The organism is Brevibacillus fluminis (assembly GCF_052072235.1).
Classification (GTDB): Bacteria; Bacillota; Bacilli; order Brevibacillales; family Brevibacillaceae; genus Brevibacillus_D; species Brevibacillus_D fluminis_A.
The window spans coordinates 5,843,099-5,856,728 of sequence record NZ_CM125436.1 but is presented as its reverse complement, the minus strand read 5'-3'; the positions used below and the strand labels follow the sequence as shown (position 1 = coordinate 5,856,728).

The 13,630-nt window shown below is 48.8% G+C and carries 13 protein-coding genes; 12 read left to right on the top strand and 1 reads right to left on the bottom strand.

What is annotated here, in order from left to right; translation table 11 throughout:
- Positions 1 to 228 precede the first annotated feature (228 nt).
- Genes yycF through ACTID9_RS28450 form a run of 5 tightly spaced genes read left to right on the top strand, consistent with a single transcriptional unit; the run spans position 229 to position 5,722 of the window.
- The gene (gene yycF / locus ACTID9_RS28470) at positions 229 to 930 is read left to right on the top strand and encodes a response regulator YycF (RefSeq protein ID WP_441069012.1); all 702 of its coding nucleotides are present in this window, start codon (positions 229 to 231) and stop codon (positions 928 to 930) included.
- A complete protein-coding gene (gene walK, locus ACTID9_RS28465) occupies positions 931 to 2,751 on the top strand; it encodes a cell wall metabolism sensor histidine kinase WalK (protein ID WP_441069010.1) in 1,821 nt (606 codons plus the stop codon).
- Positions 2,748 to 4,136 carry a YycH family regulatory protein gene (locus tag ACTID9_RS28460; RefSeq protein ID WP_441069008.1) on the top strand — a complete coding sequence of 463 codons (1,389 nt, stop codon included), beginning with the start codon at positions 2,748 to 2,750 and terminating at the stop codon, positions 4,134 to 4,136. The genes walK and ACTID9_RS28460 overlap by 4 nt, the downstream gene beginning before the upstream one ends.
- The gene (locus tag ACTID9_RS28455; RefSeq protein ID WP_441069006.1) at positions 4,123 to 4,908 is read left to right on the top strand and encodes a two-component system regulatory protein YycI; all 786 of its coding nucleotides are present in this window, start codon (positions 4,123 to 4,125) and stop codon (positions 4,906 to 4,908) included. The genes ACTID9_RS28460 and ACTID9_RS28455 overlap by 14 nt, the downstream gene beginning before the upstream one ends.
- A gap of 25 nt (positions 4,909 to 4,933) precedes the next feature.
- Complete coding sequence (locus ACTID9_RS28450; RefSeq protein WP_441069004.1) at positions 4,934 to 5,722, top strand: MBL fold metallo-hydrolase; 789 nt, start codon at positions 4,934 to 4,936, stop codon at positions 5,720 to 5,722.
- Here ACTID9_RS28450 and ACTID9_RS28445 read toward each other — a convergent pair.
- Complete coding sequence (locus ACTID9_RS28445) at positions 5,700 to 5,948, bottom strand: hypothetical protein (RefSeq protein WP_441069002.1); 249 nt, start codon at positions 5,946 to 5,948, stop codon at positions 5,700 to 5,702. The genes ACTID9_RS28450 and ACTID9_RS28445 overlap by 23 nt on opposite strands.
- A 207-nt stretch (positions 5,949 to 6,155) precedes the next feature.
- Between ACTID9_RS28445 and ACTID9_RS28440 the strand changes: the two genes are divergently transcribed.
- The 7 genes from ACTID9_RS28440 to ACTID9_RS28410 all read left to right on the top strand — a co-directional run bounded on the left by ACTID9_RS28440 (position 6,156) and on the right by ACTID9_RS28410 (position 13,519).
- Positions 6,156 to 7,394: a S1C family serine protease gene (locus tag ACTID9_RS28440; RefSeq protein WP_441069000.1), complete on the top strand. Its 1,239-nt coding sequence runs from the start codon at positions 6,156 to 6,158 to the stop codon at positions 7,392 to 7,394.
- Between the two features lie 106 nt (positions 7,395 to 7,500).
- On the top strand, positions 7,501 to 7,755 hold the full coding sequence (locus ACTID9_RS28435) for a CxxH/CxxC protein (RefSeq protein WP_441068998.1): 255 nt from the start codon (positions 7,501 to 7,503) through the stop codon (positions 7,753 to 7,755).
- Positions 7,756 to 7,760: 5 nt separating this feature from the next.
- Positions 7,761 to 8,240, top strand: coding sequence for a 23S rRNA (pseudouridine(1915)-N(3))-methyltransferase RlmH (rlmH, locus tag ACTID9_RS28430; RefSeq protein WP_441068996.1), 480 nt, complete (start codon positions 7,761 to 7,763; stop codon positions 8,238 to 8,240).
- A 38-nt stretch (positions 8,241 to 8,278) separates the two neighbouring features.
- A complete protein-coding gene (locus ACTID9_RS28425) occupies positions 8,279 to 9,355 on the top strand; it encodes a hypothetical protein (RefSeq protein ID WP_441068994.1) in 1,077 nt (358 codons plus the stop codon).
- 179 nt (positions 9,356 to 9,534) lie between these two features.
- Positions 9,535 to 9,864, top strand: a complete 330-nt coding sequence (locus ACTID9_RS28420; protein WP_441068992.1) for a hypothetical protein — start codon at positions 9,535 to 9,537, stop codon at positions 9,862 to 9,864.
- Between the two features lie 15 nt (positions 9,865 to 9,879).
- The gene (locus ACTID9_RS28415) at positions 9,880 to 10,509 is read left to right on the top strand and encodes a hypothetical protein (protein WP_441068990.1); all 630 of its coding nucleotides are present in this window, start codon (positions 9,880 to 9,882) and stop codon (positions 10,507 to 10,509) included.
- Between the two features lie 79 nt (positions 10,510 to 10,588).
- Positions 10,589 to 13,519 (top strand): bifunctional DNA primase/polymerase, encoded by a 2,931-nt coding sequence (locus tag ACTID9_RS28410; protein WP_441068988.1) that lies wholly within the window; start codon positions 10,589 to 10,591, stop codon positions 13,517 to 13,519.
- Positions 13,520 to 13,630 lie beyond the last annotated feature (111 nt).

The window sequence follows — 13,630 nt, the reverse complement described above, 5'->3', positions numbered from 1 at the left end:
GTTACGACGTTTTTAATCGAAATAGGTACAAATGGGGGTTCGCTGAATTTGCGAATCACATAAAAAGATGGTAGGGTCATACTCAGAAATGAGGATGGCCCTTTCCTGCTTCTGGGTGCGGATTTGGGCAGGAAAAGCGTTTTTGCAAGTGGAACTGATAGTAGATACATTGGCTGCGCTATTTCTTTTGGTGGAGCCGTAGTTGCATAAAAAGGAGTGTGAAAAGGATTGAAACTCCTGGTAGTCGATGATGAACGGCCCATCGCCGATATTTTAAAATTTACGCTTGAAAAGGAAGGGTACCAAGTCGTCTGCGCGTACGATGGCGACGAGGCAGTCCGATTGGTGGAAATCGAGAAGCCGGATTTGATCTTGCTCGATGTGATGCTGCCGGGACGCGATGGGATGGATGTTTGCCGTGCTGTCCGCCAATCGTTCGACATGCCGATCATCATGCTGACGGCGAAAGACTCGGAGCTGGATAAGGTGCTGGGACTGGAGCTGGGCGCCGACGACTACGTGACGAAGCCTTTTTCCGCGCGTGAGCTGGTTGCTCGCGTGAAGGCGCATCTGCGCCGACAAAAACCGAAACAAACGGACCGTGACGGTCACTTGCTGCGCGTGCATGAGCTGGAAATCGACATGCACTCGTATACGATAGCAAAACTTGGCGAAATTCTCGATCTGACGCATCGTGAATTTGAGCTGCTGGTGTATTTGGTGCGGCACCAGGGCCAGGTCTTGACGCGCGAGCATTTGCTGCAGGCGGTTTGGGGTTTTGATTACTACGGCGATGTACGCACCGTCGACGTCACGATTCGACGTCTGCGCGAAAAGATCGAGGATGATCCCAGCCAGCCGAAATACATTATTACGCGACGCGGATTGGGTTATACGCTGCGTAATCCCGTCGTGGGGGGAACAGCGTAAATGCGGCTTGGCTTTCTTCGAACCATCCAATGGAAAGTCGTCGTCATGTACATGCTGCTGATTTTGCTGGCGATGCAGTTCATCGGCGCTTATTTTGCTCGAGAGGTCGAAAGCTACTATACGAATAACTTTTCGGAGACCTTGAATACGCAGGGCACGCTGCTCGCGGCCAACGTGGAGCGGTATTTCCGCGCAGCGCGGGACGGCAAGGACCAGTCGCAGGAAGACAAGGCAGGAATCGACAATCTGGTCTACAGCCTGGTCAAGACGGGCGATGTGCAAATCATCGACCAAAACGGCAAGGTGATCAGCACCAACCGAAACGATAAGAGCATCATCGGTCAGCGGACGACGCAGTCGGAAGTGACGGTCGCGCTGCTGGGGACGCGCAATGAATCGCTGCGCATCGATCCGCGCACCGGTGAGCGGGTCAAAGTATTGGCTGTACCGGTAAAAGGCGACAATATCATCTATGGGGCGGTCTATATGGTCGCATCGATGGAAGGCATGTATGTGACCATCCGCAAGATCATCAACATTTTGGCCACGGGGACCGGGATCGCCCTGCTGTTTACCGCTGGCCTCGGTGTCGTGCTGGCGCGGACAATCACCACGCCGGTGAAGGAAATGACCAGACAGGCCAAGGCGGTTGCCGAAGGAGATTTTGATCGGGCCGTGAAGGTGTACAGCGGGGATGAAATCGGTCAGCTCGGTGTCGCCTTTAACCATATGACGATTCGGCTGCGTGAGGCGATTTTGCAGCAAGAGGAAGAGCGGGAAAAGCTCGCGGGAATCCTCAGCAACATGAGCGACGGGGTGATCGCCGCCGATCGGCATGGGCAGATCATCTTGATGAACCCTTCTGCCGAGGATATGCTGCAAACCAAAATGACGGATGTGGTGACAGCCGGCAAAACGCTGCATGATGTATTGCGGCTGCCGCCCGAAGATGAGATGCCGCTTTTTGCGGAGGAGCCGTTGCTGATTGAAATGATGCTGGCAAACCGGGAGATCGTCATGCTCAGCGTGAACTTTACTCCGCTGCAGCAAAATAGCGGGAAGAAGGGCGGGATCATCGCGGTGCTGCAGGATGTCACGGAGCAGCAGCGTTTGGAGCAGCAGCGCCGCGAATTCGTCGCCAACGTCTCCCATGAGCTGCGGACGCCGCTTACCACGATCAAAAGCTATGTCGAGGCATTGGTCGATGGGGCTGTGGACGATGCAGAGCTGTCCAATCGTTTCTTGCGCGTCACGATGACGGAGACGGAGCGGATGATCCGGCTGGTCAACGACTTGCTGCAGCTCTCGCGCTTTGACTCGCAAGGGATTCGTTTGCACAAAAAGGAGATCGACATCGGGCGTTTGCTCAAGTATGCAGCTGACCGGTTTGCGATGCAGAGCGAGCAGCAAGGAATTTCCTTTGCGCTGGAGATACCAAAGGAAGTGCCGCACGTGCTGGCTGATCCTGACGCGCTCAATCAAGTGCTCGACAATCTGATCTCCAACGCGATCAAGTATACGCCCGAAGGAGGCGCGATTCAGCTCGGCTTGAGCTTGAATTGGCAGCAAAAGCGGATTTATGTCAGCGTCAGGGATACCGGAATCGGAATTCCCAAGCGCGATTTGAAGCGTATTTTTGAGCGGTTTTACCGGGTGGACAAAGCGCGTTCGCGCAGTCAGGGCGGTACAGGTTTAGGGCTGGCAATCGCCCGTGAGCTGGTTCATGCGCATGGTGGCGAAATCGCGATTGAAAGCGAGTGGAACGAAGGGACGACCGTCACCTTCTGGATATCGTTTGAGAAGCGAGGTGAGGGCCGATGAGGAATTGGCTTGAGTCAGGGAAGACCGTTCTGCTGAATCTGCTGATCCTCACCAGTTTTGTGTTAACCAGCCTCTTGTGGAATAACCAGCCGGAGTTCCAATACATCGAGCCGGTGACCTATACAAAGGCGAAGCAAGTCCAGGAAAAGCAGCTGGAAGAGCTGCTGCGGCCCGATTCCATTGTTTTTCACTATGGTGAGAACAAGCACACGCGGGCACTCGCCAACAACGACTGGTACCGCTATATTACGAAAGAAATGGCCAAGTGGTATTTTTATGATTTCACGCCGCACCCGCTGTCGAAGACGGAGTGGGAGGATTTGACCCAAAACCGAATCGGCCTGGAGATTTTGTACCGCGATTCCGTGCCCATTTCCATCATTAATAAGGTTTTTACATTCCGCGGCGAAGTGTATGATCAACTCAAGCAGATGGATCGGCTGTGGCTGTACTATGATAAAGATAACGACGTCGTGTTTGCCCTGTTCATGTCCAAACGCGATAAGCAGGTCGTCCGCGCGCGGACGGTCGTGAGCGTGAAAGATTTGCAGGAGTCGTATTTGCCCGTGGGCAAACGGCTTCCCGAGCAGATTTTGAAGGTCGTCGCCGACAATACCATGCAGGACAAGGATGTTCCGGTGTATGACCGCCCGAATCCCTATTGGCAAATCTATTATTTGCCGAAAGATCCTTTGACCATGCGACAGTATCGCTACAATTACTTGCCGATCACGGAAACCGAGCTGATGGATGCGTTCTTCCTGGACCGCGCATTGGTCAGGCAGATTGTCGAGCGGGACGGGACAACGATTTATACCGATGGCAGCCGGGCTATTCAGATGGGGCAAAGCGCGCAATCGATCACCTTCACCGATCCGGCTTTCCAGCAAGGGAAATCGGATGTCACCGAAGAGGAGAAGGTGCGGGCAAGCGTATCGTTCATTAACCAGCATTTGGGCTGGACTGATGACTATTTGTTTGAAAAAATCGAGGATGGCGACGGGCAGGGCGATGAGATCACGTTTCGGCTCTTTGTCGGCGCCTATCCGCTGATCGGCATGAACCGCGACCAGATCGATTCGATCCGCGTCACGCTTGAAGATGGACAAGTCGTCAGCATGAAGCGCTCGCTGATGGATTTGGACAAGTATATCGATTATCAGGAATGGACGATTTTGTCAGGCAGCGAGCTGTTCAGCTATTTGCGGACAAAAGACATCGATACGCGGCGGGTCAACAATGCGTATCTGGCATACCAAATCAAGATGTTCCAAGGCTATGTGGAATTAAACCCGGTATGGGTCGTAGAGACGGTCGATGGCAGGCAGTATGTCATCAGCGCCCGTTCGCTGAAAGCGGGGGGGAAAGAACATGGACTGGAGTAGAGCGAAGACGATTTTGATCTGGGCCTTTCTTGTCCTCGATCTCTTCCTCGGGTATCAGGTTTCGGCGACGCGCCACTTGCAGTGGGCCAATCCGGAAGCGGCCAAGGGAGCGGCGGGCGATATTGAGTTTTATGCCAAACAGCAAAACATCATGCTGTTGACCGAGATTCCGCAGGAGACGCCGGAGATGAAGTATTTGAATGTCGAGTACCAAGGCTTTCAAATCCCGATGAACATGATGCCGGGCCAGCGGATCACGCTGCAAAAAACGGCGATTGTCTCTTATTTTAACCAGCCGTATTCAGCGAGTGACGTGAAAAATCTGGACGATTGGCTGCAGATGATGGGCCAGCGCGTCATGTATGCTAGCAGCTACCATCCGGACAGGTTCCTTTCCAACAAGGACCGTCTGTTTTACTGGCAGTACAACGGCAAGTACCCGTTATTTGTCGCGCCATTGGAATTCGTGATAGAAGATAATCTCATCAAGCGCTATCGGCAAACCTATGTCCATATCCGCAATCAAGGGTCGGGACGGCAGGTGATTTCGGCCTATACCGCACTCCGGTCGCTGGTCGAAAACGAGATTATCAAGCAAGGCGAAAAGATTGAGGATGTCACGCTTGGCTACTATGGCTATTACTACGATGCAGATATTCAGGTGCTCGCGCCTGTATGGCGCTTCATCCACGATGGCAGAACCGATTATATCAACGGCTTCACCGGCGCGATCGAGCGTCCGCCGGATGAGAAGCACAGCGTACAGCAATGAGAGAAATGGGAGAAGGCGATGAAGGTTGAGATTTAGCGTACTGGCAAGCGGAAGTACGGGCAATGCCATCTATGTCGGCACCGACCGTACCTCCGTCTTGATCGATGTGGGGATAACAGGCAAGCAGGCAGATGCTTCGCTGAAAGAGGTCGGCGTCGATCCGAAGGAAATTAAAGCGATTTTGGTCACGCATGAGCACGTCGACCATATCAAAGGGATCGGCGTTTTCGCCCGGCGCTACGGCATCCCGATTTATGCTAACCAAAAAACGTGGGGCGCCTTGGACGGACAGATCGGTACGATCGCGCCGGAGCATCAGATGTTTTTTGAGATTGGCGAGAAAAAGGAATTCGAAGACTTGGGGATCGAGTCGTTCGGTATTTCGCACGATGCTGTCGAGCCCATGGGGTTTTGCTTTTATCACGGGCAAAAGAAGCTCAGTGTCGCGACCGATCTGGGGTATGTCAGCAACAAGATCAAGGAGACGATTCGCGGGGCGGATGCCTATGTGTTTGAATCCAATCATGATGTAGAAATGCTGCGGATGTCCCATTACCCGTGGAGTATCAAACGGCGCATCCTGAGCGACGTGGGGCACTTGTCCAACGAGACGGCGGGCGAGGCGCTGACCGATTTGCTGCAGGGCCAAGCAGAACGAGTCTACCTCGCGCATCTGAGCAAAGAGAACAACATGATGGAGCTGGCGCAGCTGACGGTGAAGAACATCCTCGAGGAAAAAGGGCTGAAGGTCGGCGATGATGTTTTTTTGCGTGAAACCTACCCGCACCGCCCTACGAAAATGGAGGAGCTGTAGGCGTCGAGAAAGGCACCACTTTATTGGCAGAAGGCAGTTGTTGACTTAATTGCGTATCGATTTGGCGTGCTGTGGCGAGTAGCTCTTCTCTCGTCAGCACGCCTTTTTGGATGAGCAGCTCGATGATGCCGTGGAGCAAAACGGTATTGTGGTATTCGGTCTCTTGCAAATCAGCCAGCTTGGCCAATACATTGACTTCCTGAAAGGGAGAAAAGGGATTGCTCACGATTGGTCATCCTTTCCATTGCGTTTTACTTCCTAGTATACGCCGGCCCTTGTGGTTCTATGCTTTCAGCAAATCGGCGATTCCACAAGCTTTCCATAATTCTCACGCCACTTTGCCGAAAGTGTTTCGTATACTAAGGGTGTCGAAGGAAGTATAACGAACTGCTGAAGCAGATAAGCTAGTAACGTGTGGAAGGAGAGAAGAATAATGGGATACTATGATGACATGTACGAAAAAACGGAACGACGCAAGCGCAGGGATCTGGGAGTCGGCAAAATGGTCATGACCTCCGTGACCTCCGCTGTCATCGGTGGTATGGTCGTTCTCTTAATGCTCCCGGCTATTTCAAAATCAGGATATATTCCAGCAATTCAATCGGGTGCGTCTGCAATGGCGATGGGCAACTCGATCATGCCAACGGCAGTTTCGCAGCCAATCTCGGTTAATGTCGATACAGCAACAGTCCGCGCAGTAGAAAAAGTTGAAAATGCCGTGGTTGGGATCGTCAACATCCAAAAGCAAACCGACATGTGGTCCAACCAATCGAGCAATGTGGAGACAGGTGAAGGCTCCGGCGTTATTTTTGAAGTGAAAAACGGCAAAGCCCACATCATCACCAACAACCACGTAATCTCTGGCGCGCAAAAGGTAGAAGTGTACCTGGCAAGCGGAGATAAAGTGGATGCGAAAATTTTGGGCGCCGATCCGCTGAGTGACTTGGCGGTGCTTGAGATCGACGGTTCCAAAGTGACCAGCGTCGCTGAACTCGGCGACTCGTCCACATTGAAGGTAGGAGAACCTGCAATCGCGATCGGGAACCCGCTCGGCATGAAATTTTCCCGTACCGTTACACAAGGGATCGTCAGCTCGCTGAACCGCTCGATGCCAGTTGACCTGGATGAAGACGGCCAACCGGAATGGGAGCTGGACGTGCTGCAGACTGACGCAGCGATCAACCCGGGTAACAGTGGTGGCGCTTTGGTGAACATGTACGGACAGGTCATCGGGATCAACACGATGAAAATTTCCAAAGAAGGCGTTGAAGGTCTGGGCTTCGCGATCCCGATCAACGACGTGAAAAAAATCAGCGCCCAGCTGATGAAAGACGGCAAACTGGTTCGCGCTTATATCGGTATCACGCCGCGCGACCTGACCAATATTCCGCGTTACCACTGGACAGAAACGCTTCACCTGCCAGATAACGTCAACACCGGTGTCGTCATCATGAACACCGAGCAATTCTCGCCTGCAGCCAAAGCGGGCTTGAAGGAATACGACGTGATCACCAAACTGGATGACACGGACATCACAAGCAGCGCTCAATTGCGCAAATACCTGACCCTGAACAAAAAACCAGGCGATGATGTTGTGGTAACCTTCTATCGTGACGGCTTCAAAAAGACAGCGACTGTGAAATTGAGCCAGCAGCGAGGCGGCAATAACTAATAAGGTTGGAAGAGGTGCCTGAGGGGTGCCTCTTTCTTTTTTGTGCAATGGTGGCGAATTGGGTAGAATAGGAGCAGAAGAATCGAGGGAAATGAGGACGAATGACATGATGAAACATGAAGATATGAAAGAACGGACACTCCGGATTCAAGGGAAAGACGTAGAGCTGCAGGCGGGATTTCCGGTTGTGGTGAGCTGCATGGAAGACGCGGAAGTCGCGATTGATGAATATGTGGATCAGTATGAAACAGCACCTGATACGTTCCGGCGCTCGGACGTGGAAGATGAGACGGTGCCGCATGTCTGTGGCGAGTGCGGTGGCGCAGGCGAGATTGTGCTGCTGAAAGAGAAGGGGCTGTAAGGAACGTGCAGATTACGATTGTGACGGTTGGGAAGCTGAAGGAGAAGTATTTGAAGGAAGGGATAGAGGAATACAGCAAACGGTTGACGGCGTATTGCAAGCTGCAGGTCGTTGAGGTCGCGGATGAAAAGGCACCGGAAGAGCTGAGTGCGACGGAGATGGAGCAGGTCAAGCGCAAGGAAGGTGAGCGCATTTTGGCCCAGCTGAAGCCGGACCAGCATGTGATTGCGCTGGCGATCGACGGGCAGATGTGGTCGTCGGAGAAGCTGGCGGCGGAGCTGGATCGGCTCGCGACTTATGGGAAGAGTCAGGTGGCGTTTGTGATCGGCGGGTCGCTGGGGTTGTCGGCAGAGGTGTTGAAGCGGGCGGATGCGCAGTTGTCGTTTTCTAAGATGACGTTTCCGCATCAGTTGATGAGGCTTATTTTGGTGGAGCAGGTTTATCGGGGGTTTCGGATTGTTAGGGGGGAGCCGTATCATAAGTGACGGATAATTTTTTTGTTTTTTCAGCCTGGGAGGGAAAAATGAGTAAAAACAAGGATAACGTAAACGAAATTTTCCGTGAAAAAGTTATTACTGAAAAACTGAATAAAGAAACACTGACTCCTAAGGATATTCGGAGTATTTTACGGGTAAGTGAAGACACGTTTGAAAATTGGCTTACACGTTTTTACGAATTGTATAACTTTGTTAAAAGTGACTTTAAACCATCTACACGATATGAATATGATAAAGATTGGCATGGCTTTTTGCTAGTATTGCTTGACTCATTGATATTACATCCAGAGTTTAGTCGTGACAAGGCCAAACAGATATACTCTTTGGACAGGGTAAAGGAATACAACGAAAAATTGTTTCAAAGCATCGAAACATACGTTCCTAATCATTTGCAGACAGCAATAAAAAACCATGCCTCTTATGTTCGTGCTGAAAAGGAAACAGAATTAATTGTGGAGCTTGAAAAAAAGGTAGCCCAAGTAATGGCTGTTATTCAGATGATGCCTGCGTTACTTCGGTTTCAGGTGCTTTTGAGGATGAACAAGGCTCTGGATACTTACCATCTAAATCTATCTAAGCAACTATCAACGTATTACATTAAAAACACACTTGAATTAGGACATTGTGATGAAGAAACTCGAAAACAGCGGGAAATTGAAGAAGAGGAACTGGATAAGCTGATTAGCTACCTGTTAAGAAAATCGATTGATAATCAAAATAAGAAATTGGAACCAAGCAAAGAACATTTAGCAGAAAATAATATCAATGACAAAGATTATGAACGACAAGTAATCGAAGCTCTGTTTGAGCAGGTTGTATTAGGAGAGTTCAAAGAACGGGCTAACAGCAGAATACAGAAGTTGATAGAGGACACGGAAGCGGCTATACTAAGTCATCCATCAAATGAGGAGATCGTTACTAAGGTTATTAACGTGTTGGACAACCCAGACAACCCAAAGGAAAAACTAGTTCGGTCTTGGCTAGAACAGGTGCTAAAAATAATTGCTCTGAGTGATCGAAAAGGAGACAGAAATAATCAGGAAGCAAAACAGATTTTACAACAAATCATGTATGAAAATTTTCTACAGGATTTTAATAATTGACTTCAAAGGTTTAGGGGGAAAGACGCTCAGACGTCTTTCCCTTATTTTGTTTTCGGCATTGTTTTAAATTAAATAACATAATCCGATGAGCGCACATCAATAGAACAGGGTAAGACATGCTCAGTCTACTCATCGGCAGTTTAATTCTACTAGTAGAAAATAGATCGGAGGTGAAATTTATGACGATGTCTATTGTAGGATACAAGGTTACGTTCCATGAAGGCAATGTTCGATTTGAACCGGGTTTGCTCCAACGTGAGGACCCGAAAGTGGTTCAGGAATACATCTATCACAAGATGCTAAAAGATGTGAAAAAACTAAAGCCAAAACCAAATCGAGTGAGCCTGACATTCCGAGGTGTGCAAGCTGAATGGGTATTGCCAAAGCCGATAACGTTTCACACTCAGGATGAGGTAGATCGGTTTGTAAATCAAATCAATAAGGGCTTCAAGAAGAACTGGTTTGCACGACAATTCTCACTCGACTTGATACCAGTGTGTAATTGTTAGCTAGCAAGATCGAATATGGCAAAGGGGTATATCCCTGTTTGCCGCCTGATTGCACTATATGTAATGGGAAATCCGGCCAAGTACGATAAACCACAATCATTAAACGGAAGGAATGAAAAATATATGAAACACAACGTAACTTTCATCGATACTCGCAATGAAGTTAAAGACACTTTCAACTTCATGTATGAGCATGTTCGTTATCAGCAGGGTACTTTTTTGCAAGAAATTCAAGTTGTTATTACAGGCTTCAATGGGATACGTTTTGCTAAAGTTACGGACCCCATTGAAAAAGATTGTATGATGCATCAACTTTTATGGGAACTATTTTACATTACTGACCATTGCACAAGTAATGTTACTATCTCTGATTCTGAAATAATTGTAAGTTGGGCATTACCGCTTCATATCAACATAGGGTGCTTTACTGCTAAAGAGATTAATGAAATAGAAGACAATGTAAAATTGTTCCTAATGCAGATAGACGGAATCATTATTGAAGATTGTAGCTTACTTATGGTTACGGACGCTAGTACTGATGAAGAGTTGGCTTATTTCCGTGACACCGTCTTTTTCCAGAATCAGGTTTGCAAAATGCTTGGGCTTCAAATGTCAATAAAAGTAAATCCTCATGTAACTAGGTAAAATGGCATTAATGGTCGGCAAAGTGGCTTTAGCCACTTTGCCCAAGTCATCGCAAAAAATGCAATAAAGAGGGATAGTAATGCATAACACCGACCTTGTAAACAACTTAGCTGATAATAGTGCAGGAAATTATGCTTCAACTCAAGACAACGATTCATCTATTAAGTCATACGCCGTTTGGTATGCCGAAAACAACTTTCCCATCATCCCACTTTGCCCGCATAACCATGAAGGGATTAGTGAGCATCACCTTGGCGTTTGCAGTAAACCAGGAAAAACGCCACTACTAAAAGGCTGGTCACAGCGGGAAGTTCCTTTCCTAGAAGAGATAGAAAAATGGTACCGATACTGGCCAAAAGCAAACATTGGTCTGATTTTAGGCAGCGTCTCCGGTTTGGTTGCTGTCGATGTAGACGGCGAATTCGGGGAACTTACACTGAAAGATTGGAGTCAAGGTAATTTGCCCCCTACATGGGAGTTTACAACCCCAGGCGGTGGGCGCAGGTTGCTTTATGCTATCCCAGAAGGAGTTACTTTGACTAAACATTTCGAAGCAGATCGCAACAATTATCATGAAGAGTGTGCTTTGCTTGGAGAAGGCCAACAAACGGTCGTCCCGCCCTCCATTCACCAGAACGGAGGTATTTACGAATGGGTGGAAGGCAGAGCTCCGTGGGACCTAGAATGTACCGAAGCACCTGAGTGGATGATTCAGAAGATGACAAAAAAACAAACGACAGCTAATAAACCAATTGGTCAACAGGATCAAGTCAACATTGACGTAATCCAAACCTTGTCAGAAAAGTGTCCCATGTTTCGGCAGGCAGTGCAGGTGCAAAACGGGACAGGCTTGTCTGAAGAAGAGTGGTTTCGCTGGGTGTCGATGCTTGTCAAAGCTGGATATGCTGAACAAGCTCTACATTTTTCAAAAGTATCCACCAAACATGATAGACGTAGTTCCAGTCGGATAGAAGAACTAAAGTGTTCAAGCAATGGGACGTACGGACCGACACGTTGCTCAACAATTGGTTGTGATGAATCCCAGATTCAGCATTGTTTCGGTAAAATTCGTACCAATGAGCAAAATGAAATCACAAACAGTCCAGTTCAATTCATCATGCAAAACTCAAAAAAGCCAGCTTCTCAAGGGATGGAGAAGTGGGTGCAGCTTGTAAAAAATACAAAATATCACATAGATCAGCAAGGTAACCTATGTGGGGTTTCTTACAAGAAGGACGGATTCCCTAAATATACACCATTGGCCAACTTTATGGCGAAAGCGACAAGGATAGTTTGCAAAGATGACGGGGTGGAGCGGCAGATGCACTATCAAATGGAAGGAATCATTATAAAAACACAGCAAGAACTCCACCCCATTCTTGTCCCTGCTGCTGATTTTCCTGGCTTGACTTGGCTACATCAATGGGGATTGGCTCCCAATATAGAACCAGGTCATTTGGCAAAAGATCAGGTTCGGCATGCCATTCAGACGTTTTCTCAGGATCTTCAGAATGAAAATGTGTATACCCACTTAGGTTGGCGTAGGATTGACGGACAATGGTGCTATCTCCATGCTGGAGGATGTGTTGGCCCAAGTAATGTAAAGGTTGAAGTCGACGACCGGCTCCGTAGGTACAAGTTGCCTGAAAATGTGGACGATCCAATCGCAGCCATGAAAGCCAGCCTCAGTTTGTTGGATCTTGCACCTAAGAAGGTCACTTTGCCTTTGTTTGCCTTGATGTTCCTTGCCCCATTGTGTGAATGGCTACGTTCTGTGGATTTAGAACCCGCCTTCATCCTTTGGCTACATGGGGAATCGGGTGCACGAAAATCATCATTGGCGGCACTTTTTCTGTGTCACTTTGGATCGTTTACGCCTAAAACACCTCCGCTTAACTTCAAGGATTCAATGAACTCGATGGAAAAAAGGACGTTTGATTGCAAGGATTCTGTATTGCTGATCGATGACTATCATCCTTCGGCAAACCCACAGGACGCAAAGAAAATGGAGCAGACAGCCCAGCAATTGATGCGTACCTACGGAGATCGGGTCAGTCGAGGGCGAATGAGACAAGACACATCCTTGCGCCGGGACTATCCGCCTCGGGGATTGGCACTTATAACGGGTGAAGACCTAATTAGCGGTCAATCGAGTAACGCCCGTTACGTCAAAACAGAACTTCGACCTGGTGAGTTAGATTTAGTGAAATTAAGCGAAGGTCAGTCTCAATCGAATCTGTTGGGACAGGCTATGCGCGGGTATCTGGAATGGCTGGCGATAACCATGGAAGAAACGCCTAAAAATGAATTATATACTCAATTCCAAGAAAAAAGAGATTCTGCGCTTCCAAGCCAGCAGCATGGAAGATTGGCTGAAGCGGCAGCATGGCTCTTTCTGGGTCTCCACTTTGCTTTAGAGTACGCGAGCAGTATTGGTGCTGTAGAAATAGTAGAGAAAGAACGATTGTTGGACGTGGGGTGGAATGTGTTTCTTTCACTTTCTGAACAACAGGGTGAACGAGTCTCGGATGTCATGCCAAGCACCCGCTTCCTCAGCGTAATCTCTGAACTACTGGCAAACAAATCCATCCATACTCTGCCGACTGAAGCAAGGACTGATGACCTCTCACTCGCACCGACTAATAGCACACTGGTAGGCTGGCATGACAAAGACTACTACTATTTCCTTCCTGATGTGATCTACAATACGGTTTCCAGCTTTCTGGCTAGACAGGGAGAGCATCTCCCAGTAACATCTAGCACTCTCTGGCAACAGTTGGAGCGGCAAGGAATCATACGTGTAGAGGAAGAGGAAACAGATGGAAAGGTGAGAACCCGCCGACTAATCAAAAAAAGGGTGGGGACTAATAATCGTCCTAGATTGCTTTGGATCAAGGCTGAACACATTCGAGGCGAAGAAGCTGGTAGACGAACAGCTAATAAAGGGAGCCAAAGATCCATTCTCAGTCACCAGTCACCTGAAATCCAACAAATCTTCGAAGTGGAATAATGGGGCAATACCCCCTCAGCACTCGGGTCAGGGGGCGCTAACTTCTCTATGGGAGGCAAGGGCTTCTAGCAATTTCGCCCCCAAAGCCCCCAGTAAAATGATAAATACAAT

What these genes read in the sequence shown, in the direction of transcription:
- walK (WP_441069010.1), top strand. Translation starts at nt 931, where the DNA reads ATGCGGCTTGGCTTTCTTCGAACCATCCAATGGAAAGTCGTCGTCATG.
- ACTID9_RS28460 (WP_441069008.1), top strand. Translation starts at nt 2,748, where the DNA reads ATGAGGAATTGGCTTGAGTCAGGGAAGACCGTTCTGCTGAATCTGCTG.
- ACTID9_RS28455 (WP_441069006.1), top strand. Translation starts at nt 4,123, where the DNA reads ATGGACTGGAGTAGAGCGAAGACGATTTTGATCTGGGCCTTTCTTGTC.
- ACTID9_RS28440 (WP_441069000.1), top strand. Translation starts at nt 6,156, where the DNA reads ATGGGATACTATGATGACATGTACGAAAAAACGGAACGACGCAAGCGC.
- ACTID9_RS28435 (WP_441068998.1), top strand. Translation starts at nt 7,501, where the DNA reads ATGATGAAACATGAAGATATGAAAGAACGGACACTCCGGATTCAAGGG.
- ACTID9_RS28425 (WP_441068994.1), top strand. Translation starts at nt 8,279, where the DNA reads ATGAGTAAAAACAAGGATAACGTAAACGAAATTTTCCGTGAAAAAGTT.
- ACTID9_RS28420 (WP_441068992.1), top strand. Translation starts at nt 9,535, where the DNA reads ATGACGATGTCTATTGTAGGATACAAGGTTACGTTCCATGAAGGCAAT.
- ACTID9_RS28415 (WP_441068990.1), top strand. Translation starts at nt 9,880, where the DNA reads ATGGCAAAGGGGTATATCCCTGTTTGCCGCCTGATTGCACTATATGTA.
- ACTID9_RS28410 (WP_441068988.1), top strand. Translation starts at nt 10,589, where the DNA reads ATGCATAACACCGACCTTGTAAACAACTTAGCTGATAATAGTGCAGGA.